Source organism: Enterobacter sp. CGMCC 5087 (genome assembly GCF_003144775.1).
Classification (GTDB): Bacteria; Pseudomonadota; Gammaproteobacteria; order Enterobacterales; family Enterobacteriaceae; genus Enterobacter; species Enterobacter cloacae_M.
On the sequence record NZ_QFXN01000253.1, the window covers coordinates 1 to 25,226 of the forward strand.

Consider the following 25,226-nt stretch of genomic DNA (forward strand, 5'->3'; position numbering starts at 1 on the left):
GCGGGCGGCGCGGGGGAGCGCACCTTCAGCACGGCATACATCAGGCCAATCAACACGCCTGCCGCAAGGGATATCAGCCCAGTACTCATTGTGAACTCCAGAGAAAGAGGCAGCGGCGAGCCGGATGAGGGACCAGCCCGCCAGCGGAACTTAGCGAGCCGGGACCGGCGCTAAGGTGCGGTGCTCGCTCTTCTGGCGAGACGGCGCTTTGTGCACCATGGTGTAGGCGTAATCGACGCCCATGCCGTACGCGCCGGAGTGCTCACGCACGATATCCATCACCGCGGTGTAGGTCTCTTTACGCGCCCAGTCGCGCTGCCACTCCAGCATCACCTGCTGCCAGGTCACCGGGATCACGCCCGCCTGGATCATGCGCTGCATCGCGTAGTCGTGGGCTTCTTTGGAGGTGCCGCCGGACGCGTCCGCCACCATGTAAATTTCGTAGTCGCCTTCCAGCATCGCGCACAGGGCAAAGCTGTTGTTGCACACTTCGGTCCACAGGCCGGCCACCACCACCTTCTTCTTGCCGTTTGCCTGCAGCGCGTCGCGCACCTTCTGGTCGTCCCAGGAGTTCATGGAGGTACGCTCCAGGATGTCCTGGCCCGGGAACACGTCCAGCAGCTCCGGATAGGTGTTCCCGGAGAAGCTTTCGGTCTCAACGGTGGTGATGATGGTTGGGATGTTGAACACCTTAGCCGCTTTCGCCAGCGCCACGGTGTTGTTTTTCAGCACCTGGCGGTCAATAGACTGCACGCCAAACGCCATCTGAGGCTGGTGATCGATAAAGATGATCTGACAGTTCGCAGGGGTTAACACTTCGAGCTTTGAAGAGGTCATAGCATTTTCCAGTGGTTAAGGGTGAAATCGCCGCGAGCGCCGCGACGATAAAATCATCCTCATCCTGCGGTTTTCCGTCCCTGCGCGTAATTATCTCTTCGTATAGTTAACCTTAGGTATAGTTATACTTTGGTATACCTATCCTATTGTATAACTGGATCTTTGCCGAAACCGGTTCCCATAATCCTGACCATTCCCCTCTCAGTCAGGAGCAGTTTATGGTTACCCTCGGTAAAGCCGATCTCATTCTGGTTAACGGCCAGTTTCACACCGTCGATCGCGAGAACCCCGTCGCGGAAGCCGTTGCCGTGCGCGACGGAAAATTTCTGGAAGTGGGTACCGTCGCCGAGGTGATGCAACACCACTGCGAAGGCACCAAAGTGGTCGACTTAAAAGGCCACACCGCCATCCCCGGCCTGAACGACTCGCACCTGCACCTCATTCGCGGCGGGCTGAACTACAACCTCGAGCTGCGCTGGGAAGGCGTGCCGTCGCTGGCCGACGCCCTGCGGATGCTGAAAGAGCAGGCCCTGCGCACGCCGTCGCCCCAGTGGGTGCGCGTGGTGGGCGGCTGGACCGAGTTCCAGTTTGCCGAGCGCCGGATGCCGACGCTGGACGAAATTAACGACGCCGCGCCGGATACCCCGGTCTTCATTCTGCACCTGTACGACCGCGCACTGCTCAACCGCGCCGCGCTGAAGGTGGTCGGCTACACCAAAGACACGCCGAATCCGCCGGGGGGCGAGATCCAGCGCGACGCCAACGGCAACCCGACCGGGATGCTGATCGCCCGTCCGAACGCCATGATCCTCTACGCCACGCTGGCCAAAGGGCCGAAGCTGCCGCTGGAGCAGCAGGTCAACTCCACGCGCCAGTTCATGCGCGAGCTCAACCGCCTGGGGCTGACCAGCGCCATCGACGCGGGCGGCGGCTTCCAGAACTACCCGGAAGATTACGAGGTGATTGCCGAGCTGCACGAGAAAAAGCAGATGACCATCCGCATCGCCTACAACCTGTTTACCCAGCGTCCGGGCCACGAGCTGGAAGATTTTGAAAAATGGACCGACATGCTCACGCCGGGCCAGGGCAGCGACTTCTTCCGCCACAACGGCGCGGGCGAGATGCTGGTCTTCTCCGCCGCCGATTTTGAAGACTTCCTCGAACCGCGCCCTGACCTCGCGCCGGGCATGGAGGACGAGCTGGAGCGCGTGGTGCGCCATCTGGTGGAGCACCGCTGGCCGTTCCGCCTGCACGCCACCTATAACGAATCCATCAGCCGCATGCTGGACGTCTTCGAGAAGGTGAACCGCGACATTCCGTTCAACGGCCTGCACTGGTTCTTCGACCATGCGGAAACCGTTACCCAAGCCAACATCGACCGCATCAAAGCGCTCGGCGGCGGCATTGCCGTGCAGCACCGCATGGCCTTCCAGGGGGAATACTTTGCCGAGCGCTACGGCATCGAAGCCACCCGCCACACGCCGCCGGTGGCGAAAATGCTCGAGACCGGCGTGCCGGTGGGCTTAGGGACGGACGCCACCCGCGTGGCGAGCTACAACCCGTGGACCGCACTCTACTGGCTGGTCTCCGGCCGCACCGTCGGCGGAATGCAGATGTACGACCACAGCGCCCGTCTGGACCGCGATACCGCCCTGATGCTCTGGACCCAGGGCAGCGCGTGGTTCTCCAGCGAGCAGAACCAGAAGGGGCAGATCAAGGTCGGCCAGCTCGCCGATCTGGCGGTGCTGAGCAAAGACTACTTCCGCGTGCCGGAAGAGGAGATCAAGGGCATCGAGTCCGTCCTGACGGTGGTCAACGGCGATATCGTTTACGCCGCAGGCAGCTTTGGCCCGCTCGCGCCGCCTGCCATTCCGGTTCTGCCCGAGTGGTCCCCGGTGGTGAAGGTGCCGGGCCACTACCGCAGCGCGCCGCCGCAGGCCGCCCGCGTCGGGATGAGCGCCGTTCATCACTGCAGCGGCCCGTGCGGGGTTCACAGCCACCAGCATGACTTCGCCCGCACGTCAGAGATGCCGGTGTCCGACGATAACGCTTTCTGGGGGGCGCTGGGCTGCAGCTGCTTTGCATTCTGATGAAAAACACCTTTGCTCTGCCCCGGGTCGACCTGGGGCTGTTCTTCCTGCGCCTGACCGGCAGCCTGCTGCTGCTCTACGTGCACGGCCTGCCGAAGGTGCTGCACTTCAGCGACGAGCTGACGCGCATTGAAGATCCGTTCGGCTTCGGGCCCTGGGCGAGCCTGATCCCGGCGATTGTCGCCGAGGTGGTTTGCCCGCTGTTTATCATTGCGGGCGTGTACACCCGCCTGGCGTGCCTGCCGATTATCGCCGTGCTGCTGGTGGCGATGCTGGCGGTCCACCCGAACTGGTCGATTGCCGAAGGGCAGTTTGGCTGGCTGCTGCTGATTATCTTCACCACCCTCGCCCTCACCGGGCCGGGCCAGTGGCGGCTGCAGCGTAAGGCAGCGGAGAGGTTCGCATGACCCAGGTTAACGACGTTCGCGACGCACACGTCGAGACGACGCCCGCACCGACGGTTTCGCCCTGGCAGCCGCTGAGCCAGCCGGTGTTCCGCATGCTGTGGATCGCCACGGTGGTCTCTAACGTCGGCTCATGGATGAGCGACGTCGGCATCAACTGGAGCATGCTGACCCTGAGCGCCGACCCGCTGGATATCGCGCTGGTGCAGGCGGCCAGCAGCCTGCCGATGTTCCTCTTCGCCCTGCCGTCCGGGGTGATGGCGGACATCGTCGACCGACGTAAATACCTGCTCTTCTCCCAGCTGTGGGTGTTCATCGCCGCCGCCGGGCTGACGGTGCTCTCCTTCACCGGACACGTCACCCCCACCGTTCTGCTGGTGGCGACGTTCCTGCTGAGCGTGGGCGCGGCGATGAGCTCGCCGCCGTTCCAGGCCGTGGTGCCCGATCTGGTGAGCAAGCCGGAGCTGGGCGCCGCCGTGGCGCTGAACTCGCTCGGGGTGAACATCAGCCGGGCAATTGGCCCCGCGCTGGGCGGTTTTCTGCTGTCGCTCGCCGGGCCGTGGATGGTGTTTGCCCTCAACGCGCTCTCCGTGGTCGGCGTGGCGTGGGTGCTGTGGCGCTGGCGTCCGGCACCGTCCATTCAGCGCCTGCCGCCGGAGCACTTCTTCTCCGCGGTGCGCTCCGGGATTCGCTACGTGCACGCCGCGCCGGTGCTGCGCAACGTGCTGGTGCGCACCGTGGCCTTCTTCGTTTTCGGCAGCGCGGGCTGGGCGCTGCTGCCGCTGGTGGCGCGCCGCGAGCTGGGCTTAGGCCCGGCGGGCTACGGCGTGATGCTGGCGTGCATTGGCCTGGGGGCGATTGCCGGGGCGATCCTTCTGCCGCGCCTGCGCCAGCGGCTCGACGCCGACCGCCTGATGGTGGCCGCCAGCCTGACCTTTGCCCTCACCATGCTGGCGCTGGCGTTCGTGCGCCACGTCTGGCTGCTCAACCTGTTTGAGTTCTTCACCGGCTTCGCTTGGATTGCGGTGCTCTCAACACTGAACCTCGGCGCGCAGCGCAGCGCCGCCCGCTGGGTGAAGGCCCGCGCGCTGGCGGTCTACCTGACGGTGTTCTTCGGCTCGATGACCGCGGGCAGCGCCATCTGGGGGCAGATCGCCTCCCGCTTCGGCACCCCGACATCGCTGGTGGTCGCCACGCTGGGGATGGTGCTGGCGAGCGCGACGGTGTTCCGCTGGAAGCTGGGGAAAGATCCGGACCTGAACCTCGACCTCAGCGGCCAGCCGCTGGACGGCGTGGAGATTGATCTGCCCAACGAGCGCGGCCCGGTGCTTGTGTCGCACGAGTACATCATCGACCCGCAGAATACGAAGGCCTTCCTGGAGGCGGTTCACGAGCTGCGCCGGGTGCGCCGCCGCGCCGGGGCGATGAGCTGGGCGGTGTACGAGGATATCGAACGTCCCGGCCTGTTTATCGAGACCTTCCTGATGGGCTCCTGGATTGAGCATCTGCGCCAGCAGGAGCGCCACACCATGAATGACCTCCTGCTGCAGAGCCGCGTTCTGGCTTTTCATCAGGGCACAACATCACCGGCAATTCGCTACCTGGTCGCGCCGGTATAACCATAACCATCACCTGCACAGGAACACACTATGGCAACGTTTAAGGCAAAAGACGGCACGCAGATTTACTACAAGGACGGCGGCGCGGGCAAACCGGTTCTCTTCAGCCACGGCTGGCCGCTGGACGGCGACATGTGGGACAGCCAGCTGAACTACCTGGCGGAGCGCGGCTTCCGCGCCATCGCCTTTGACCGCCGCGGCTTTGGCCGCTCGGATCAGCCGTGGAACGGCTATGACTACGACACCTTTGCGTCCGACATCAACGACCTGATCACCACCCTGGACCTGCAGGACGTGACGCTGGTGGGCTTCTCCATGGGCGGCGGCGACGTGACCCGCTACATCAACAACTACGGCAGCGCGCGCGTGGCCGGTCTGGCGCTGCTGGGCGCGGTAACGCCAATCTTCGGCAAATCCGACACCTTCCCGCAGGGCGTGGATCAGAGCGTGTTCAACGGCATTCGCGACGGGCTGCGTAAAGATCGCGCCCAGTTTATCAGCGACTTCGCGACGCCGTTCTACGGCACCAACGCCGGGCAGACCGTTTCCGCCGGTGCCCTGACCCAGACGCTGAACATCGCGCTGCTGGCGTCCCTGAAGGGCACCATCGACTGCGTGACCGCGTTCGGCGAAACCGACTTCCGCCCGGACATGGCGAAAATCGACGTGCCGACGCTGGTGATTCACGGCAGCAACGACCAGATCGTGCCGTTTGAAAGCACCGGCAAGCTGGCGACGGAGATGATCAAAAACGCCACGCTGAAGGTATACGACAACGCGCCGCACGGCTTCGCGCTGACCCACCAGGACCAGCTCAACGAAGACCTGCTGGCGTTTGTGAAGTCGCTGTAATTTTTTCCAGGCCGGGTAAGGCGCAGCCGCCACCCGGCGCTTTCGCTCCGCCAGCGTCACGTAGCCAGTGATTGCTGAGACAGGACCTGCAGGCTGAAGGTGCGTGCCTCAAGCCTCGTCTGAGGTAAACACCATGCCCGCATAGGGCTTCTCGCGACACGCCGCCAGCCGCGCGGCGAGGCTGCCCACGTGCAGCTCCAGCTTGTGCCCGTCCGGGTCGAGAAAATAGAACGACGCCCCCTCGCTTTTGTTCTGCTTCCAGACGGTGACGCCCGCCTGCTCAAGCCTTTGCGAGAGCGGTTCAAAATCCTCTTCCGCGACGGTAAACGCGTAGTGGGTGTAGTCGCTCTCCTGCGGCGGCACGTACTGGCGCGCCTCGTCGTAAGACAGGCAGACCCACAGATCGCCGCAGGTGAGATAGGCCCCGGTATTCCAGCGGGCGTGCAGCGCAAGCCCCAGCAGCTCGTGCCAGAAGGTGACGCTTTTTTGCAGGTCGCTGACCGCGAGGGTCAGATGGTTGAGTGATTGCAGCATGACGTGCCCTTTTGTTTTTCGCGCCGGACGTGATACGGTAAAGAGATGAACATAAACCACGCCGTGCTCACCGTAAACCGCTGGTGGCTGCCTTCTTAAAGGCGGCTCGGAGTAGTTCTCCCCATTTTCAGATTGCCGCCGAAAGGCGGCTTTCACATTTCTAAGACCCCTTTCGGCAACTGCCCATTAAGGAGTCATTATGAACGCACCAACCATCCTCACCGGCGACCGCCCAACCGGCCCGCTGCACCTCGGCCACTACGTCGGATCGCTGCGCCAGCGTGTGGCGCTGCAGCAGACGCACAGCCAGTTTGTGCTGATTGCCGACCTGCAGGGCCTGACCGACAACGGCAGCAACCCGCAGAAAATTCGCGACAACATCCCCGAAGTGCTGGCCGACTACCTCGCCGCCGGCATCGACCCGAACCTGACCACCATCTGCCTGCAGTCCGCCCTGCCCGCCCTCGCCGAGCTGACGATGCTGTATATGAACATCGTCACCGTCGCCCGCGTGGAGCGTAACCCGACGGTGAAGAACGAGATTGCACAGAAGGGCTTCGCCCGCTCGCTGCCGGTCGGGTTTATGGCCTACCCCATCAGCCAGGCGGCGGACATCACCGCGTTTAAGGCCGAGTGCGTGCCCGTCGGCGACGACCAGCTGCCGATGATTGAGCAAACCAACGAGATTGTGCACAAGATGAACAGCCTGCTGCCAGCCCCGGTGCTGCGCCACTGCAAGGCGATGCTGAGCGACACCAGCCGCCTGCCCGGCATCGACGGCAGCGCCAAGATGTCGAAATCGCTGGGCAACACGCTGCACCTTTCGGCCAGTGAAGAGACCATTCACCGTGCGGTCAGCGCCATGTACACCGACCCGAACCACCTGAAGGTGAGCGACCCGGGACAGATTGAGGGGAACGTGGTGTTTACGTACCTGGACGCGTTTCATCCGGACAAGGAGAAAGTGGCGGCGATGAAGGCGCATTATCAGGCGGGCGGGCTGGGGGACCGGGCGTGCAAGAACGAGCTGGAAGCGTGCCTGCAGGAGCTGATTGCGCCGATGCGGGAGCGGAGGGCGATGTATATGCAAGATAAAGGTGAGCTGATGGCGATGCTGAAGCGCGGGACGGAACGGGCGCAGGGGGTGACGCAGGCGACGTTGAGGAAGGTGAAGGTTGGGCTGGGGGTGCCGGTGTTTTGATGAAGTGAGTTGATTGAGATTGAGCGGTGGAGTGCGTGGGATAGGCACGAAGCCGCGTATTATCTCATTTAGAAAATATTAATGCCGTTAATAATTCTTAATCTATCGTTTAGATAAAATAAATTGCTTTAATCGCATAAATATCACATTGATATTATCCTTTATAATACAATTAAAGGGATACTATGGCTGATGTAGAAGATATAGCCCGAAGGTTATGCAACATAATCGCTTCTCCTGATACAGTTACTGGGCTTATAAATGGATGGCTATCTGTACCGTTAGATTATGGATATCTGGTTTATGGTATCTTTGACACGGATACAAGATATGCTCGTGAAACTCAAAGAATACGAATGTTCACTGCCATAAAAAACGACATCTTGAATTATGAGAATATATTCAACGCTGTAAAAATTATATTTAAAGAATTTAATAGGTATTTAACTGAAGCGGAGCAAGATAAATTATACAGAACTGTAACAACTTCAATTGCAGGTAGAATATCAACAAATATTATTGCATCAACTATCGCGAAGCATGTTATTGAAAGAACGTCTTTTACGTTTGTTGTTTTTAAAGGGAAAGACAACCCAATCACGGCACTGAGCACACTCCTTTTGTTTGGGGGAATGGCTGAGCGATCAATTAGAACATCTGACAAACTCAAATCAGATGCACCGGAGGTATATGAACTTCTGAGACACAGAGACTATGACCTACTTTATTTTCTGTTCGCTGATGCCGTCCAACCCTTTGTAGATGCTATCCATGCAGGTTATTCCGAAGGAAAGCCTGTATTTAATCAAATCATAAAAAAAGTTAATGAAAAACTAAATACACACACTACGGCAGGTGTGTATGAATAAGTTTATCATCCCAATTATAAACCTGCTTCTTTGCTCATATTTAGTTTTAGCCTATACCCTTAGCTGGGTTGAATTCGAAACCTGGCATGATAAAACAATCGCCTTTTGCATCATTACCATAAGCGCTTACATTATTTCATTAGTAATGAATAAATTACTGCCAGGAAAGATATATATTTTTGGCGGGTTCCTGGATGTGTTATCAGGCCCCTTACTGATCATCGGTGCATTTGCTTGTATAGCTGTCCTTGAACCATGGCCTCTGAAACTTATTGGCTTATTCATATGGGTCGTGGCGATGTTGCGCCTACCTTCTTTTGTAAACATAGATAAGGAATAATCATGTCAAATCCAGCATATCTTTGGTTAACCGATGTTAATGGATCACCAGTCGTAGGAGGTTCGATGGTGTTCGGCCGGTTAGGCGCTATTGAATTAAAGGCGGTCGCTCATCACCTCACCATTCCTGTGAGTGGAAATACAGGCCGACTGACAGGCACCCGTGTACATACACCGATTGCCGTTCAGAAAGAGTTTGATAAAACAACACCGGTTCTCATTAGGGCACTGTGTGAAAACCAAACACTAAAATCGGCTACGATCAAAATGTATCAAATTGATGATGCAGGAATCGAGAGAGAATATTTCAACATTATCCTGGAGAATGTAAAAATCACGGGTATTACGCCAAATCTGTTCCCGGGTTCTGGAACAGGAACGCATACAGAGACGATCGAATTAAGATATGAGGCAATCACCTGGAAACACTGTGACGGAAATATAGTTTACAGAGATGCATGGAATCATATGGCAATAGCATGAACTGACTTTAAAATTTCTCGGGCCGAGGTAACGTTGTGCTGGTCGGTCCGACCAAGCGGAGCACCGCCGGAAAGCGCTGGCGATTATTTCTACCGCTTTAAAGGAGAGCATCATTATGGAACCCCCTCTCTCTCAAGTCATTGAGGTTGTTCGAAACTCCTCAGGTGAACATCGTAAACCTATCGATAGCAATACGTTGATTGAGGCCGATTTGCATATTTGCGGTATCGACGGCGAAGACCTACTGGAAGACTGCGAAGAAGCGTTTGGCGTTAAACTTGCTACGGAAGAAGATGGCTACAGGAAAACATTCTCTCTCGCGGAGAATGAGTATCTGTTTACGGGTGAAGGCATAGACTTTTTTGGCATCTGTCGATTTATCCGCTGGGTACGTGGCATACCCGAACCTGTTATATGTGATTTAACCGTCGGCGAACTTCACGCTGCGCTGGTTAACGCGGTGAAAGAGCAGGTTAAGCACGATTGATTTTTACTTAAAACGGGCATGGGATGACATGCCCGTATCGTTTTATTGCTTCAAGGATTACATAAGGTGGGAAGCACGGTTACTCCGACATCGCCTGGCCTGTTCCACGCTTAACAGCCGGTATATCGCCTGTATCATTTAGCGCTCCCGGAAACGTCTTCAGCCACAGCGCGACTTTCTGCTTATTAATATTCACCACGCTCATACCCTCCAGGCATCCCCATAGCTCTCTTGTATGCTGCGGCGTAATCACAATGCAGTCTTTCATGGCGCGGATTTTTACGGGCATACCGTTGATAAAGCCCGCACGGGTTAGCCAGTCACCGCCCAGAAGAAGGTATTTCATGTCTATACGCGCATACAGTTCGCAGCAGGCGGCACTGTCCTGCGGCGTTTCCGCTCGGGGATGGACGGGCGCCGCGTTAGGCGGGTTGCCGTGTAAACGGCGGGCGCTGTTTTTGCGGACCAGCTCGCGGTTTTCAATCATGCCGGTGAAAGCGTCTGATTCTGTTTTGCAAACAGTAAACTCTGGCTTAAAATTCGTCGCAGCCATTTTCAACTCCTGTCTAGTTGTTTGTGGTTAGCGGTATGGGGGTGTTGCAGCACCTTCATATCGCGAATTCCTCTTTAAATATTCTTTGATACTTCTTTCGCCGTTCGGCGTAATTCCTGGTGCTCATTATACAGGGCTGAATATAAATACAGCGGTTTTGGGTGGGAAAATTTGGAATTTGCGAGGGGGATTCAGAAAATAGAGTTCTGTGCGGTAAGGTCATGTTTTTGTTAGTTGAGAGTTGATTGGTCTGGGTTTTGCGAGCATCATCGCAATTATTTACTTTCTTCCGTAACGCGATGGCTTCCAGCAAAACTCTCGAACAGGCAATTGCCGATATCACCATCTGGCGCAAAGGCGAACAGCGTGCGCCGCATAAGCCTTTATTGCTTCTGTACGTGCTGGCGAACTATCAGCAGGGGCATGCGCGACTGTTTGATTATGGAACCGAGGTCCATGAGCAGCTGCTTAGCCTGTTAGAACGCTTTGGCCCACAGAGGAAGACGCATTACCCGAATATGCCTTTCTGGAGGCTCATAGGCGACGGTTTTTGGGATCTTCAGAATACTGAGTTCTGCTCGACCACTGGCAGTAAGCAACCGCCTGTTAAAGAACTTGTGGAACATAACGTCGCAGGCGGGTTTGATGAAGAACACTTTGCGTTGCTGAGTAAGAACAAAAACCTGATCGGCTCGCTGGCGCAGCAGATTCTTGAAGCGCACTTTCCTGAAAGTATTCAGGAAGAGATCGCGGATGAGATGGGTTTTGATATCCAGCAGATCCGTAAGGTTCGCGATCCGCTGTTCCGGCAGCAGGTGCTACGTGCTTATAACTATGAGTGCGCAATCTGCGGGTTTAACATGCGACATGATAACGCCTCTGTAGGACTTGAAGCCGCGCATATTAAATGGAAGCAGTTTGGCGGGCCGTGTGAGATCCCGAACGGACTGGCGTTGTGTGCGATTCATCATAAGGCATTTGATAAAGGATCGATTGGGCTGGATGAGAGTATGCGGGTGCTAGTGTCCGAGGCGGTGAACGGGGGCGGGATTGTTGGGCGGCTGTTTTGGGATTTTGACGGCAAAAAAATTACATTACCGAAAATAAAAGTGCATTACCCCAAAGACATTTTTATTGAATGGCATAAAAGAGAAGTTTTTCAACAAAGCAAAAACTGACATGTTCATAATTCTTAACAAGAGGGACAGTATTTACATATAATGTCATAACTAATAGTTATGTATGATTTAAAAGCATCTTAAATTATAGCCTTCTGCTATTAAAGCCAGCTAATATCGAGTTCACCGTAAGGCTGTAGCGGGTAAGCAAGTGAATGCGGTAGCCAACCCTCTCATATTCCATTATGGAATATGAATGATGTTATAAATAACATTAATGAATAAGGAGCGTTTGCATGTCAAGCATTAATAAGATCCCTTTTAAAGTTTCTGCTCGTACTGCTCGTTTAATTGGTCGTGAGAATATAGCTACCGCAAAAGGTGCAATCATTGAACTTGTTAAAAATGGATATGATGCGGATAGCCCAGTAAGTATTGTATTTTTCGATAATTTACTTTCAACCTTTCATGAAACAATCCCAAGGCACCTTAAACAACAATATATTGACAAAGGTGTTGAAAAAGAGTTATTAGATAAAATATACACATATCAAGACGATGAGTATATCTTAAGAAAGAATATTGATGAAAATATAATTCTGGCCTTCAAAAATAAAATATCAAAACTCTCAGTCCTATATATAATTGATGCGGGCGAGGGAATGACTGAAGATATAATTCGTAATAATTGGATGACTATAGGAACGGATAATAAAGCAATAAATTATTTCACAAAGTCAGGTAGGGTTAAGGCAGGAGCGAAAGGTATAGGGCGCTTTGCACTTGATAAATTAGGTAGTAAATGTGAAATGATAACTGTATTTGACCGAAATAGCGATGATCGAGACACTAATCTCGATGCTTCTGAAACATCCATTTCGGGTTATCGTTGGTTAGTAAATTGGGAAGACTTCGAAGGTGATTTTAAAACAATTGAAAATGTTAGTGCTGAATTAATGGGATTACCTTCTTTTAATTTAAAAGAAGAATTAAAAAAAATAATACCATCTCATCTCTTTGAAAAAATACAAAATTGCCCAGACTTTGACCACGGCACAATCCTAAAAATTTCCGATCTAAGAGATAATTGGGATGATTATTACGTTGAGCAAGTCTATTCAGATCTTGAAGTATTAGTACCTCCAAAAGAGACTAATGAATTCGAAATATATCTTCTGAGTTCCTTATCGCCGACGCAATATGGTGAAGTTCTTGGCTCTATATGTGATGATTTTGATTATAAAATCATAGCTAAAGCAGATGATAAACAAAATGTTTCTATAAAAATAATTAGGAATGAGTATGACATCCTATCTATTCCATCTGAATTTTTTTCTAGAAGCAGTATGCAAAAAAAACATTATACAAAAGAAGATTTCATAAAAGGTTATTGGGAAACCAATAAAAGCTTTTCTGAATTACTTCCAGGCTTTAAATCAGTAGATTCAGATAAAACTTTTGATGACATTGGTGTTTTTGAATTCACATTTTATTTTTTAAAAAGAACATTTACTACGCCTGATGCAAAAAGATTCTTTTACAAATCATTCGCGTCTAACTCTAGAAAAGATTGGCTTCAAAAATTTGGCGGGGTAAAATTATTTAGAGATAATTTTAGAGTTCGCCCTTATGGCGAGGTTAAAGATGTTGCATTCGATTGGTTAAGCTTAGGTAACAGAAAAGCTGCAAGCCCAGCAGGTATAGCTAATAAAGAAGGTGGTTATCGAGTTGAACCAGAAAACGTAGCTGGCTCTATTAAAATATCAAGATTAACAAACGTTAATTTTGAAGACAAATCGAGTCGTGAAGGGCTTCAGGAAAATAAAACTTTTCAGATATTTAAAACATTAATCGCATCTATTATTAATGAATTTGAATCTGATAGGGCATATATTGCAAGGGAAATGAGTAATTTTGACGATGAACGTTATTCTGATATACGCTCTCGTCAAGAAGCAGAGGAGTTGGCCAAAAGAATTTTAGAAAAAAGTAGAGCTAATAAATCTACTGAACATAATAAAAGCACAACGAATAACCAATCTAAAAACACTGGTGATATTAAAGATAAAGAGCTGGCAATTATTGCAGAGCTTAATGAAAAGAAAGATGAAGAAATAGAACGACTTAAAGAAGAGCAAAAGGTTCTTAGAGGTTTAGCAAGCAGCGGTATTGTGTTAGCGTCTTTCAGTCATGATTTAAGCAAACTAAATAATGTTCTAGAATCAAGAGTTGATAAAGTAAAGAAATTGATTCAAGAAAAAATTGATGAAGCAACATATAAAAATGAGGAAGATAGGAAAAATCCATACAAGCTACTCGAAAAAATTAAAACGCAAGATTTAAAAATAAAAAATTGGCTTAATTTTTCTTTAGGCGCCGCAAGGAAAGATAAGCGTAAAAGGAAGCAATTGTTTCTCAAAAAATATTTTCATGATTTTAAATCTGACTGGTCCTCGGTACTTGAAAGTCGAGCAATTGAACTTGATATAAGTCAGATCGAAGAACTTGATATGCGTGTCTTTGAAATTGACTTTGATAGCATATTTAATAATCTCTTAGTAAATACTATTGACGCTTTCAACCTTAGCACAACAGAAAACAGAGCAATAAGTATAAGCATAAAAAGCGATTCCCGAAGCATAATTTTCGAGTACAAAGATAACGGACCGGGCATATCAAAGGATGTTGTTAATCCTGAAGTTATATTCAAACCTCTCTTTACTACAAAAAGGAATATATATTCTGGTGAGGAGGAAGGTACTGGATTAGGTATGTGGTTAGTAAAATCAATCACTGAAGAAAATGATGGAAAAGTTAATCTTTTATATCCCGAGAAAGGTTTTGCGATAAGATTAACATTCCCAATTAAATTTAGAAGATAAGATATGTATAAGATATTATTCATTGATGAAGAAGCAGATGCTATTGATGACTTCAAAGATTATGTCGAGCAAACTCCAGCATCTAAAAATGTTCAAGTGCTTAGTGAATTTCCATTAAATGACCTTGATGAAATGGTTGCACTAATTATCAAGATAAATCCAGATGCAGTCATTACTGACTTTATGCTTAATGAACACAAAACTCATATTAAATATGGTGTTCCCTATAACGGAATTGAACTTGTTAGACATTTCACTGCAATAAGAGAAGCATTCCCATGCTTCGTAATGACTTCTTTTGATGATGATGCTGTCAAACAAAGTGATGATGTTAATATAGTATATATTAAAGATATTTTACATTCGGAGAACAAAACCAATGTCAAAGCTAATTTCCTTGAAAAAGTTGTTAGCCAAATAACTCATTACAAAGCAAGAATCGAATCAGCTGAAAAAGAACTAATTACACTCATTAAGTTAAGAGATGAGGGAAAAGCAGGCATTATGGATGAGGAGAGAATTATACAGTTAGATAATTTTCTAGAACGTTCAATTGATAAGCGTAATATAATCCCTAATGATTATAAAACCCTTTCGAACACACAGCGATTAGAGCAAATATTAAATACTGTAGATGATATATTGGAAAAAGTTAAAAAACATGAAAGTTAACTTCCGAAATCATAATCCAATACGTAAATTCACGAAGAAGTATGCTACTTATACTGCATATAAAAAATACTTAGCTGAAGATTTTAACTATAGATGTGGTTATACGGACTGTCCAGATTTTTGGTTTGGTGGTCAAGATAATTTTCACATTGATCATTTCATTCCTTGGAAAAATCACCCTGAACAACCAGCATTAAAAACAGATTATAGTAATTTAGTGTATTGCTGTTCGTACGTAAACATTTTAAAGTCAAATGATGAGTCGAACTACCTTGATCCCTGTAGTGTGGATTATAATCAACATTTTTATAGAGACGTAACAGGTCATATCAAGCCTATAAGTGGATCATTAGCTGCAAGTTATATGTATTCAAAATTAAAAATGTATATGCGGAGATACCAGATAATATGGATGCTTGATAATTTGTTTGAAAAACTACAATCTCTGAGTTGTGCTATAGAAGAAACAAAGGATGAGTCTCTGAAGAACGACTTAAAAAATGCCATGTGTGAATTGGTTCCTATCGTGGTTAAGTACAAATGCTATTTATCTGAATCACAAAAAAAATGAAGCTAAATTTCATATCATACTTGAAAAGAAACAAAATAACTGACATTTCTCTTGTTAACAAACTAATAATTTCCGCGTTCTACGAAATTAACAACATTCATGTAAAAAATAATAAGTTGGTTATTGATAATTTGATCTCTCATGAAATGGTTCATGAGTATGGATTACTTAAGGAATTATGCTCTGTCATTAAGAATGAAGTAACTCAATTCACATTTGAGCATTTGATCAGTTTCTTCGAGTTTGTGATATCACCATCAGATAGAGTTGTTAATGGTGCAATCTATACACCTTATCATATAAGAGAATTCATTATTAATGAATCGATTGATAGTGAAAGTAATCTAGATTCAATGAAAATAGCAGATATTGCTTGTGGGTGTGGAAGTTTTCTTTACGATGTTGCAAAAAAAATACATAAAAGTGGCAATAAAAACTATTATAATATATTTAAGGATAATATTTACGGAAATGATATTGAAGAGTACTCAATCAATCGTACGAAATTAATTTTATCTACTCTTGCAATTATTTCTGGTGAAGATTTATCGGAATTCAAATTTAATCTTTATGTTGGCGATTCATTAGACTTCGAATGGACTAGCGTAATAAATGAAAGATTTGATGGCTTTGATCTTATCATTGGCAATCCTCCCTATGTTTGTGCAAGAAACTTAAGCGACACTACAAAACATAAATTAAAAAGATGGTCTGTTTGCAACATTGGTAATCCCGATCTATATATACCTTTCTTTCAGATTGGTCTTGAGGCATTACGACCAGGTGGCAGTCTTGCATATATAACTATGAATAGTTTTTTTAAAAGCCTTAATGGGAGATCTCTTCGTCGTTACTTACAAGAAAAAAGTCATGAAATAAAAATTATAGACTTTGGTTCAGAGCAAATATTTAATTCCAAGAATACATACACTTGCATTTGCTTTGTAAAATTAAAAAGCTCATCACATATATTTTATAAAAAACATAGCAGTTTGCAATTAAGGAATAAAACTATTTCTTTTGATAAAATCCCATACAAAAGCTTAGATTTTTTTAAGGGATGGAATCTAAAAAATCATCAACAGATGGAGAAAATCGAATCTATTGGCACTCCTTTTGGAAAGCACTTTGCAACCAGGCACGGTATTGCCACTCTTAAAAATGATGTTTTTATTTTCTCTCCTGATAAAGAAGATGACATTTATTATTACTTTGAAAAAGAAAAAGCATACAAGGTAGAGAAAGCCATATGCCGAAATATAATAAACTCAAATAAACTCAGCTCTTCCTATTCTTTAGATGAGTTGCTAGAAATAATAATATTCCCGTATTCAAAAGATATTAAACCGATTATTCTTGAAGAGAAGCATTTAAAGAAGAGCTATCCTTTCGCATATAAATACTTACTTGACCAGAAAGAAAGTCTATTATTACGCGACAAAGGAAAAAAACAATATCCACAATGGTATGCGTACGGTAGAACCCAATCATTAGAAAAAACACAATATAAATTATTCATTCCAAAAATTTCAAATGCTCCTCCTAAAAGCATTTTATCATCAGATCCGGATTTAATGTTCTATAATGGAATAGCAATATTAGGACACTCTTATGAACAATTACTTTTTGCAAAAAAAATAATTGAATCAAAAATTTTCTGGCATTACATAAAAACAACCAGTAAGCCCTATAACTCTAACTACTATTCTCTCAATGGTAATTACATTAATAATTTTGGAATCTATGATTTTACAGATGACGAAATAAAGTATATTACAAGTGAAGAAAACCAAGATGTTATCGATGATTTCTTTGAAACAAAATATAGAATTACATTTAAATAAAATATTTTTGTAATATTTACCCCTTGACATTTTATAATATGATAAGATTTGCCGAAAAGCATTACGTTAATAACAAGCAGCCAGCAAAATTACGCTCACAAAATAGATATTACATATGTTAAGTTATTAGCAAACTTCCATTGCATATATTTCCCCACCCTACCTAATAAGCCATTTATAAAAATTATTAATGGATATTAACCTAACATTTAACAGACTTATTAGCTTGTTAATTAAAAAGGGTTAAGGCTTTCGGCAAACATATCATTTTTAGCTCCACTTAGATGCAACTAAGCATGATTGCTCTATAGTTTTTTTCTGGAATAAAGCGAATGCCAACTAATTATTTTAGTCTCATTAATGAAATTCGATGAAGATAACAGCTGGATTGGATAAGAACGATCCAACAGAAATTGAAACTCTCAAAGCTTCTCTGCACAAACAGTACAGATTTATACATTCATTAACACCAGTATGCTTTACTGCAAAATCCAATCACGACATAATTTATGAGTAATAATAAGAGTGTAAATTAACATGATTTTTTCAGCACTATATATAACTAATAACTGAAAGAATGCCAATAGCAGCATTGAGATTATCTTCTAGGCTTTTCAATAATGAGCACTATGCGATGTGGCAACATCGGATTACTGGCATGCCAGTTTCGTGCGTCTACTTAAAACTTTATCGCTTCCTGCTCTTGTTCTGACTAGGTTCGACGCCATTAGATATCAGCTTATAGGCTCCATCGCGACAAGCCCTGCCATTCGCCAGTGAAACCTCAGGGTATTTCCCAGCTCCAGCATCGTCTCCTTACCGCCAAAACGATAACGCAGCCGCCTGTATTGGGAGGCGTTAGGGTGAACCGGCAAAACCATGGCTTCACCGTCAGTAAGTTTGTCTTTTGCTTCAGGCTTAGCTTAACGAACCTTCACATCACTCAGAGCCATGATGAGTATCCCTTCAAGGGTTCTGTGTGGGTACAAACATTATCGAACCGGGATATACCCGCAGTTGTACCCGCATCAGTAAGTTGATGTAGATTGAATCAGGTTGACTTAGGTTGAGTGAAAAAGCGAGGAAAGCCTTGCGGATACTGGATTTTAGGCACAAAAAAAGACGTCCGTTGACGTCTATTGATGTTCCGATGGTGCGAAGGCCGGACTCAAATATCGGCATAAAACAATGTTAAGTAAAGATTTTTTAATATAAAAACAGATTTATGCCCCCATTTGTGCCCCCACTTTTTTTTCTTACCATCGGTAAAAAAGACGAGTTTTTAGCCATTTGTAATCAAAGCACAATTTTTATATCCCCGGTTAGGTTCCGTGCAACGGATCCAAACCAAAAGTCCTCAACACCCAAAATTACTTTTTCTTTAGAAAAGCGTGCACACTGTTCACTACCACATAATTAACTTTAATATCAATAAAATAGAAGTTAACAATATGGTGTAGAGTGAACAGTAAACTCTACATTCATTGAAAAGAAAAAACCCGGCGTATGCCGGGTCAGTTATACGTTAATTGGTTGCTTGGCCATCGCACTTAGGTAGCCAGTCAGCATTGCTTTCCTCTCTGAGTGCCAGATTGGTCTGCATTCCCTGATTGGTCCGCCGCTTCTCGTACTGCAGCCCATACTCTTTCAGCATTAACGGCAGCCCCTTGCCAAACATGGTCAGACTGAGCGTATTTTTATAGCCGTTGGCTTCCATGTAGACCAGATAGGCATGGTAAAGGTATGTACGAGGCTGACGTGGGACAATGTTAGCGTTCCCCATAAACATTCCCGTGGTGTCAGGTAAGACTTCAAGGTATCCGCAAAAATCAAACGCTGAATCAGCATCACGTTTGATAGTGAGCGCTTCATCGGAGTTCTGCTGCGACTGAAGTAATGTCCTGGCACTCATAGGGTCACTGAAACGCTGCATAAGCTGACGAACAATCACTGCCAGCTCGCTGGCAATCTTCTCTTTGAGCTGAGTATCACGTTCCTCCGGGGCTATCTGGTCGGGGAAATGCAGGATCACCCTTCGACGTGAAACTCCACCACTACGATCAGTGAAACGCATCGGATTATTGTTCACAGCCAGGATAACCGCCGGGATGTGGGTTGAATAGGCGTTCTGATATTTGGGATCAACAGATACCGCATCGCCGCCAGTGATGGCTTTTAGTCCGGCCCCGTCACCGCTCCACTTTTCCTGATCGGGAAGTCGAATCAGTGAAAAACCTATTAACGCAGCTCGTTCTCTTGGCGACTCAAGCATTTCAATTGTTGCCGAGGTAGCGTTATCTTCACCCGCCAGCATGGTTGCTATTTCAGCAAGAATACTCTTTCCACTTCCGCCAGGGCCAGTGACCTCCAGAAACAGCTGCCAGTCATAACGGTTAGCCAGCACCATAAACAATGCAGCCAGAATAATGTCCCTCTTTTCAGGATTAAAACCTGCTGCACGATCCAGCCAGCGCCAGAATGCCGGGGCATGGGTTTCCAGTGACTCGCCGTCAACGGGCTGCGTGTAATCCACCTCGCACAGCGTACGTAACCAGTGCTTCTTATCGTGCGGGCTGAACAATCCTGTCCGGGTATCGAGCACACCGTTGCGAAATCCGATAAGTTGCCGCGCCGGATTCTGTTGTTGCGGAACGATCAGTTTGAGGGTTTCCACGAGAGATGCAATTTTCGCGGATGAAAAAGGTGCGTCGAGGCGCTGAAACAGCGCAGCGACATCACGGGCAAAATCGGCGTAATAGATAACTTTCCAGGCCCCCGCCTCATAGCGTGAAAGGAGCTGCCCGTTCGGGTCTACTGCCAGTGAATTTTTATAGTGATCCACTACCCTCTGCGCTTTTTCGCTGACGCTCAGAGCGGTAAATTCAGCTTCGCTCATTGTGTCGAAAGGGCTGGCAATAGCTGGTTTTATTACTTCATAAATTGCCAGCCGAGTGGCTTCTTCGCCGTTCTGCGTGAATGCATCGTTCCAGTCACCATACACAGGTGGGAGCGCCATTGTGCAATTGCAGGCCCTGGCAGCAGCTTCGCCCCTTGTTTGCCCCGCACCGTTGAGATCGCGGTCAGCAGCAATAATTATCTGGTGCGTTGGGTACTGACTGCAGGCAATGCTCGCCAGGGAAAGGAAATTGACGGATGAAAAGGCCACCATGACAGCATCGCCAGTCAGATGGTTGATAGTGAGTGCGGTAGCATATCCTTCCGCTATCCAGAGCCGTTTGGCTGCTTTGGCAGTGCCTTCAATCAGGTAAAAGGCATTCTTAACCTGACCGCCTTTAAGGAAGCATTTGCCCCCATCAGCGTTGATTAACTGCAGATTTACCAGCTCTCCATCTGCATACAATGGAACGATAAGATCTCCCGCGCGAAATGCCACACCACCGACTTTATGCATGGCGGTTAATTCCCGGCAAGGCAGTGCAGTAAGCCCTTTACTCGTCAGATAGGCATTGCCAGTGGTCTGACGGGACTTATCAAACAAACGGGAAGCCAGCACTGCTGCAGCTTTTTTCCCGTCCTCTTTTTCAGGAGAACCAGATTCAAGCATTTCCTGAGATACTGGCGGCAGGTTTCCGGTAATGCCGTTTATTCTGTCTGCCGCTTCACTAATGCCTACATCCAGTACTTTACTTACTAGCGCCAGGCCATCACCTGCCCCGCACTGGTTACAGAACCACGTTCCCCGCCCTTCCTGGTCATCAAATCGAAAGCGGTCTTTCCCGGCACAGACCGGGCAGGGCTGGTGCCGATTTTTCAGTACTTTTACGCCCAGCGCGGGTAAAATTCTTGACCAGTGACCACGAGCTGCTTTCTCAGCCTGGCTAACTTTCATTCCTGACATTGTGCGGCCCTCCTTAGTGCAGCGCTGGTTTGTTGAGGTGACGGGAACAAAGTTCATCCATGACCGTCATTCCGAGCAATGAGAGAACCGGACAGGCTTTAAGCGGCCCCGACTCCATCAGATCCGAAAGCAACGCGCAGGCAATTTCCAGCCCTCTTTGCTGCCCATGCTGGCGCAGATAGAACCCTTCCAGCTCGCGGGCTATGGCATCTTCAAGTTCAGCGAGCGTCAGGCCGGAATAACGTTCCTGATGATTGCTGAGAGCCAGCCAGGCACAGGCAACGGCACGGCGATACAGAGCGGCACGAAGTGCCAGATGAGATTCACAGCATTTCATCAGGCCACCTCCGCATTCATCAGGTCGTCATGGCAGCGTTGCACCACTCCATCCAGTTGCTCTGTCATCAGATAGATGAGGGAAACCAGTTGTTCGCATTGGGCACCTGCTGGCTTTTCATAACAGTCCTGCAGGGCTGCCATGCCAGTTACATACTCACCCACATTGCGTAAATGTTTCAGCCTTACAACATCGTCGTAGGAGATCTCAAACTGGTTCATAGCATCACCTCCCCGGCAGGCAGGCGTGCAGAGAGGGAGAGCACATAATCACGGACCAGCGAAAGACGCGCGGAACGCTCATCGCAGGCTACAGTGCGAAGCATACAAATGCGGGGTTGAGTGTCAGTACGGCGGATTGCGGCAAACACAAAGACATATTGCGGGTATGACGGGGTGAGGATTGTAGCCATGATGGCAGCCTCCAATAAGTAGCGGTTATTGCTACCACCGGAAACGCCAATTTCACTGGTGGCAGCCCGAACGGGGTTGGCGTAACCGGCCTTATTGGAAACCGGCCAGCCCGAAGGCTGCCCCGCCCGGACTGCCATTATCTTGAATGAACCACGGTGTACACACAAACACCACAGCCCGGAAAATGGGTGTGCCTGAGCTACGACGTAAAAAAAGACGCAAGGCGCGTCAGTTGTCGCCAATAAGTTACACGGAACGCCAATTCCGGCTGCCGATTTTGCGACAGCAGAAAAACTATACCTGGAAATGACGGCAGTAAGCAAGCCAGAAAAAAGGGATTTAATGTATTCAGGTATCATCATGCATCACATCCCCGCCCACGGGCGCTGATACGGTCCGCCATCCATGCGCTGACCTCAGACTGTGCCCAGGCGACATTTTTACCGCCAAGCGGGATCTGCTTCGGAAACGCATCGCGGCTGATCAGTTCGTAAATGGTCGAGCGAGACAACCCGCACAAGTGCATCACCTCAGGCAGGCGTAAAAATCGTTCATGCTGGTTCGGTACAGGAAATAATGGCGAAGCCGGAGCTGGCGCAGAAACAGAAATATTGTGCATCATCTACCCTCTTTAATATCCACAACAGTCCGGATAAATTCATCCGGATTCAGGTAGTTCCTTATTATGTATATATAACCCGCTTGGGCACGCATTATTTATTTAGCGTCAAATATTGATTTTATGGAACTTAAAATCCGGTAAAACCATATAAAACGACATAATAAACACCATGCCAGAGAACTATAAATACAGGAGTATTAATAGGAACTAACATTCATCAGAATATTTATTACCCCATGAGTCATTACACGTAATGGTGCTGCCTCCAGAGTCCACACAGCAAGGCTTCACAACTTTTGTAGATGCCTTAATGGCAGACCCCAACCCCCGGACATACGTAGGAATTGCATTTAGCTCACAAACATTGGCCCTGCATAAAAATCCTGGTATTAAATAATCTAAATTTAAAGCTAAAAATATATCCAAATAAATCCATAAAGAACCGGGTAGCTCTAGTTTTATAAAAATAAGTATGAAATGCAACACCATATCCAGAGGCGAAACTGTTAATTCCCGGCAATAACAGGCAGTCTATTTCAGTGCCTATCGAATACTACTGAATAAGGATGAATAGTGGTGAGGAGCAAAAAACAAATAGCTATGAGGAATAAAAAACCATCCATTATGAAAAAATACCATAAATAACTTCATTCTTATGTGAACAGTTATGAACAGTCGATGAATACTACCCTGTCAACCCTTCACATTTTAACTTACTGTATTTTCTATTTTTTTTACTCAAGTGAATAGTAGTGAATAGTTAAAGTAAGACTGAAACAGATTCAGTTAAATGAGGCCTTTCCTGGCTAGCCAAAAGAAGTCTTTGTCTTGTCGCTCGCACAATGACGTTCAATGGCAGCTTTGTATCCATGACAGCACAATTGACACCAAGACAAACAACAAGGTGCTGACATGACTATCCCAGAACAAAATAATAACCAAACTCCTGACATATCTATCCCTGCAGCGACGTTAAAGGCGCTTGAGAAAGTGAATGCCACCAAATCTGCATGGCTTGAAGCACGTCGTCAGCAGAAAGCGGCAGCGGATAATATTGCGACAATCCGCCAGCGCCGCGCTGAAATGGAAGCCACGACAAACGCCCTGAATGAGGAGTGGCGCACGCTGTTTCGTGAAAGTCAGGGTGTAGTCTCAAAGGAAATGAAAAAACTGCGTACGGAAATTGCGCTGGGGCGTGAAACGCTTGAGGATTTTGATGAACTGCTGGTAGCTCAGGAAAGCGAAAATGCCTTATTACCGCAGGAAGCCGGGAAATTAGCCGGACAGTACATCAGCGCGCACAACACCCTTGTGGAAATTCGCGCAAAGCAAATCTGGGAAGACTTCATGCAGTCGCATGGTAAAGTGTTAATCCAGACACTGAGCTTGCTCAAAACCACAATGGGGCGGGAAGCCAGTGCCGTTGTGGGTGTGGTGAATTCAGTTAATGACTCGGACACAGTACTGAAAGACTTTATTCACAAACATATCACCAGACCGGCTCTTACTAACGCTGCGATGCCGGAACAGGACCCTGTGTTTAAACTGGCGGGCGTTGCACCGGATTATGCGGCCCGTCTGGATTTCAGTAATCAACCCTCTCCGGCAGCTATTCATAAAATGAAGGTTCGTCAGGAACGGGCTGAGAAGGAGAAATCAGTATGACGGCCCGGGCCACTCCTGCGCAGGCGCTTACCAGTTTTCGAAACGCCCGTATTCTGTGGGCTGGACATAGTGAGAGCCGAAAAGCCGCTGAACAACAGATAGAATCTCTCCTCACTGCCACGGAAAAACCAGCAGATTATGCCCGACAGCTCGGGTTACTGCGGGAACGACTGGATGTGCTGAAATGGCAGATTAACTGCGCTGCGCGTGAGTGTATGTACTCGCAGCATCTGCTGATGGAGGCCTGCACAGAAGACGCTCTCAGCAGTTTTATGCAGGCGAATGGAGCAGCCCTGACATCTGCACTGGCTCCGTTTCTTAAGGGGCGTGGAGGGGTTGACGTTGCGTCCCGTATGTTACGCAGTGCCCTGGTTCGCCAGCTCGCAATAACACCGCCTGAAATCGCCGGGGATTATCGTGAGATTCTGGATGAATCCGGTGTGATGCCTGACCCCAAGATGGTTCGTGACTGCCAGGGTACTTACACTCCGGCACAACATCTGCGCTTTCAGCAACGCCTGAATGACATTAACGATATGCAGGAGTGATATTAATGGCACTTAAATGTCCCGAATGCGGTACGACGGCACACGCCAGAACCTCCGCCTATGAAGCACCATCGGTTAAACGCTCATGGTATCAGTGCCAGAACCTGGAATGTTCCTGCACATTTACCGCACTCGAAAGTGTGGATACGATAATTATGAAGCCCCGGCGCAATGAAAATGTACCAGTCGAACCGGAGCAACCTGAAAAGCAGCAGAGAACGCTCAATCGCTATGGCTCCGCGTCAAAGCTGTCAGGCCGTCAGCAAATCCCTGTCTGATTAGCAAAAAACGCCCACGTAATCCCGGTCCAGTACCGGGATTTTTTACGCCTTTTCCCTGGCTGGCCTGAGAGCGCGTTAGTGCATGTCTATGGCGCATGAAAACGCATGAGTATCATGCGCCATTTTTGACGCGAAAGCCCTTGTGC

26 protein-coding genes and 1 pseudogene are annotated in these 25,226 nt (G+C 48.1%); 17 read left to right on the forward strand and 10 right to left on the reverse strand.

Features of this window, described 5'->3' with window-relative positions; all coding sequences use genetic code 11:
* Both DEO48_RS22715 and DEO48_RS22720 read right to left on the reverse strand, forming a co-directional pair.
* The coding region (locus DEO48_RS22715) for a DUF1427 family protein (protein WP_146198320.1) at nt 1–89 on the reverse strand (89 nt) is incomplete at its 3' end.
* 61 nt (nt 90–150) lie between these two features.
* A complete protein-coding gene (locus DEO48_RS22720; RefSeq protein ID WP_047742952.1) occupies nt 151–837 on the reverse strand; it encodes a hydrolase in 687 nt (228 codons plus the stop codon).
* Between the two features lie 218 nt (nt 838–1,055).
* On the opposite strand from DEO48_RS22720, the gene DEO48_RS22725 reads away from it, so the two are divergent.
* Genes DEO48_RS22725 through DEO48_RS22740 form a run of 4 tightly spaced genes read left to right on the forward strand, consistent with a single transcriptional unit; the run spans nt 1,056 to nt 5,802 of the window.
* Entirely contained in the window at nt 1,056–2,927 is a 1,872-nt protein-coding gene (locus tag DEO48_RS22725; protein WP_059347234.1) for an amidohydrolase, read from the forward strand.
* Nucleotides 2,927–3,334 (forward strand): DoxX family protein, encoded by a 408-nt coding sequence (locus DEO48_RS22730; RefSeq protein ID WP_109846364.1) that lies wholly within the window; start codon nt 2,927–2,929, stop codon nt 3,332–3,334. The genes DEO48_RS22725 and DEO48_RS22730 overlap by 1 nt, the downstream gene beginning before the upstream one ends.
* Nucleotides 3,331–4,950: an MFS transporter gene (locus DEO48_RS22735; protein WP_109846365.1), complete on the forward strand. Its 1,620-nt coding sequence runs from the start codon at nt 3,331–3,333 to the stop codon at nt 4,948–4,950. The genes DEO48_RS22730 and DEO48_RS22735 overlap by 4 nt, the downstream gene beginning before the upstream one ends.
* Before the next feature lie 30 nt (nt 4,951–4,980).
* Nucleotides 4,981–5,802, forward strand: coding sequence for an alpha/beta fold hydrolase (locus DEO48_RS22740; RefSeq protein WP_109846366.1), 822 nt, complete (start codon nt 4,981–4,983; stop codon nt 5,800–5,802).
* Between the two features lie 108 nt (nt 5,803–5,910).
* Here the strand turns inward: DEO48_RS22740 and fosA are convergent, their stop codons facing one another.
* Nucleotides 5,911–6,336 carry a FosA/FosA2 family fosfomycin resistance glutathione transferase gene (gene fosA, locus DEO48_RS22745; RefSeq protein ID WP_063441687.1) on the reverse strand — a complete coding sequence of 142 codons (426 nt, stop codon included), beginning with the start codon at nt 6,334–6,336 and terminating at the stop codon, nt 5,911–5,913.
* A gap of 199 nt (nt 6,337–6,535) precedes the next feature.
* Here fosA and trpS point away from each other — a divergent pair, with 199 nt between their 5' ends.
* The 5 genes from trpS (at nt 6,536) to DEO48_RS22770 (ending at nt 9,715) form a co-directional block, all read left to right on the forward strand.
* Nucleotides 6,536–7,537 (forward strand): tryptophan--tRNA ligase, encoded by a 1,002-nt coding sequence (trpS, locus tag DEO48_RS22750; RefSeq protein WP_109846367.1) that lies wholly within the window; start codon nt 6,536–6,538, stop codon nt 7,535–7,537.
* Nucleotides 7,538–7,722: 185 nt separating this feature from the next.
* Entirely contained in the window at nt 7,723–8,406 is a 684-nt protein-coding gene (locus tag DEO48_RS22755) for a hypothetical protein (RefSeq protein ID WP_109846368.1), read from the forward strand.
* Nucleotides 8,399–8,746, forward strand: a complete 348-nt coding sequence (locus tag DEO48_RS22760; protein WP_047651670.1) for a hypothetical protein — start codon at nt 8,399–8,401, stop codon at nt 8,744–8,746. The genes DEO48_RS22755 and DEO48_RS22760 overlap by 8 nt, the downstream gene beginning before the upstream one ends.
* Nucleotides 8,747–8,748: 2 nt before the next feature.
* Nucleotides 8,749–9,228, forward strand: a complete 480-nt coding sequence (locus tag DEO48_RS22765) for a type VI secretion system tube protein TssD (RefSeq protein WP_047651671.1) — start codon at nt 8,749–8,751, stop codon at nt 9,226–9,228.
* A 115-nt stretch (nt 9,229–9,343) separates the two neighbouring features.
* Nucleotides 9,344–9,715, forward strand: coding sequence for a hypothetical protein (locus tag DEO48_RS22770; protein WP_109846369.1), 372 nt, complete (start codon nt 9,344–9,346; stop codon nt 9,713–9,715).
* Between the two features lie 79 nt (nt 9,716–9,794).
* Here DEO48_RS22770 and DEO48_RS22775 read toward each other — a convergent pair whose 3' ends face one another.
* A complete protein-coding gene (locus tag DEO48_RS22775) occupies nt 9,795–10,268 on the reverse strand; it encodes a SymE family type I addiction module toxin (RefSeq protein WP_109846370.1) in 474 nt (157 codons plus the stop codon).
* 299 nt (nt 10,269–10,567) lie between these two features.
* Here DEO48_RS22775 and DEO48_RS22780 point away from each other — a divergent pair, with 299 nt between their 5' ends.
* The 5 genes from DEO48_RS22780 (at nt 10,568) to DEO48_RS22800 (ending at nt 17,355) form a co-directional block, all read left to right on the forward strand.
* On the forward strand, nt 10,568–11,446 hold the full coding sequence (locus tag DEO48_RS22780) for a phosphorothioated DNA-binding restriction endonuclease (protein WP_109846371.1): 879 nt from the start codon (nt 10,568–10,570) through the stop codon (nt 11,444–11,446).
* Nucleotides 11,447–11,682: 236 nt separating this feature from the next.
* Entirely contained in the window at nt 11,683–14,268 is a 2,586-nt protein-coding gene (locus DEO48_RS22785; RefSeq protein WP_109846372.1) for a sensor histidine kinase, read from the forward strand.
* A 3-nt stretch (nt 14,269–14,271) separates the two neighbouring features.
* Complete coding sequence (locus DEO48_RS22790; protein WP_083045677.1) at nt 14,272–14,940, forward strand: hypothetical protein; 669 nt, start codon at nt 14,272–14,274, stop codon at nt 14,938–14,940.
* Complete coding sequence (locus tag DEO48_RS26605; RefSeq protein ID WP_139796208.1) at nt 14,930–15,511, forward strand: HNH endonuclease signature motif containing protein; 582 nt, start codon at nt 14,930–14,932, stop codon at nt 15,509–15,511. The genes DEO48_RS22790 and DEO48_RS26605 overlap by 11 nt, the downstream gene beginning before the upstream one ends.
* A gap of 116 nt (nt 15,512–15,627) precedes the next feature.
* Nucleotides 15,628–17,355, forward strand: coding sequence for an Eco57I restriction-modification methylase domain-containing protein (locus DEO48_RS22800; protein WP_219933018.1), 1,728 nt, complete (start codon nt 15,628–15,630; stop codon nt 17,353–17,355).
* A gap of 579 nt (nt 17,356–17,934) precedes the next feature.
* Here DEO48_RS22800 and DEO48_RS27260 read toward each other — a convergent pair.
* The 6 genes and pseudogenes from DEO48_RS27260 to DEO48_RS22835 all read right to left on the reverse strand — a co-directional run.
* Nucleotides 17,935–18,308: pseudogene (locus DEO48_RS27260) on the reverse strand (Arm DNA-binding domain-containing protein); the annotation flags it as partial.
* A gap of 572 nt (nt 18,309–18,880) precedes the next feature.
* On the reverse strand, nt 18,881–21,214 hold the full coding sequence (locus tag DEO48_RS22815) for a primase-helicase zinc-binding domain-containing protein (protein WP_109846376.1): 2,334 nt from the start codon (nt 21,212–21,214) through the stop codon (nt 18,881–18,883).
* Between the two features lie 13 nt (nt 21,215–21,227).
* Nucleotides 21,228–21,551: a DUF5375 family protein gene (locus tag DEO48_RS22820; RefSeq protein ID WP_005287802.1), complete on the reverse strand. Its 324-nt coding sequence runs from the start codon at nt 21,549–21,551 to the stop codon at nt 21,228–21,230.
* Nucleotides 21,551–21,772, reverse strand: coding sequence for a hypothetical protein (locus tag DEO48_RS22825; protein WP_001071227.1), 222 nt, complete (start codon nt 21,770–21,772; stop codon nt 21,551–21,553). The genes DEO48_RS22820 and DEO48_RS22825 overlap by 1 nt, the downstream gene beginning before the upstream one ends.
* Complete coding sequence (locus DEO48_RS22830; protein ID WP_047354614.1) at nt 21,769–22,326, reverse strand: host cell division inhibitor Icd-like protein; 558 nt, start codon at nt 22,324–22,326, stop codon at nt 21,769–21,771. Before DEO48_RS22830 ends, DEO48_RS22825 begins: the two co-directional genes overlap by 4 nt.
* Nucleotides 22,323–22,583, reverse strand: a complete 261-nt coding sequence (locus tag DEO48_RS22835) for an AlpA family transcriptional regulator (RefSeq protein ID WP_109846382.1) — start codon at nt 22,581–22,583, stop codon at nt 22,323–22,325. The genes DEO48_RS22830 and DEO48_RS22835 overlap by 4 nt, the downstream gene beginning before the upstream one ends.
* 915 nt (nt 22,584–23,498) lie before the next feature.
* Between DEO48_RS22835 and DEO48_RS22840 the strand changes: the two genes are divergently transcribed.
* From DEO48_RS22840 to DEO48_RS22850, 3 genes are read left to right on the forward strand one after another with little or no spacing between them, the layout of a single operon-like run.
* Nucleotides 23,499–24,251: a septation initiation protein gene (locus tag DEO48_RS22840; protein ID WP_060628128.1), complete on the forward strand. Its 753-nt coding sequence runs from the start codon at nt 23,499–23,501 to the stop codon at nt 24,249–24,251.
* Entirely contained in the window at nt 24,248–24,799 is a 552-nt protein-coding gene (locus tag DEO48_RS22845; RefSeq protein ID WP_021567517.1) for a phage polarity suppression protein, read from the forward strand. Before DEO48_RS22840 ends, DEO48_RS22845 begins: the two co-directional genes overlap by 4 nt.
* Nucleotides 24,800–24,804: 5 nt before the next feature.
* Nucleotides 24,805–25,077, forward strand: a complete 273-nt coding sequence (locus DEO48_RS22850) for an ogr/Delta-like zinc finger family protein (RefSeq protein ID WP_048276941.1) — start codon at nt 24,805–24,807, stop codon at nt 25,075–25,077.
* Nucleotides 25,078–25,226 lie beyond the last annotated feature (149 nt).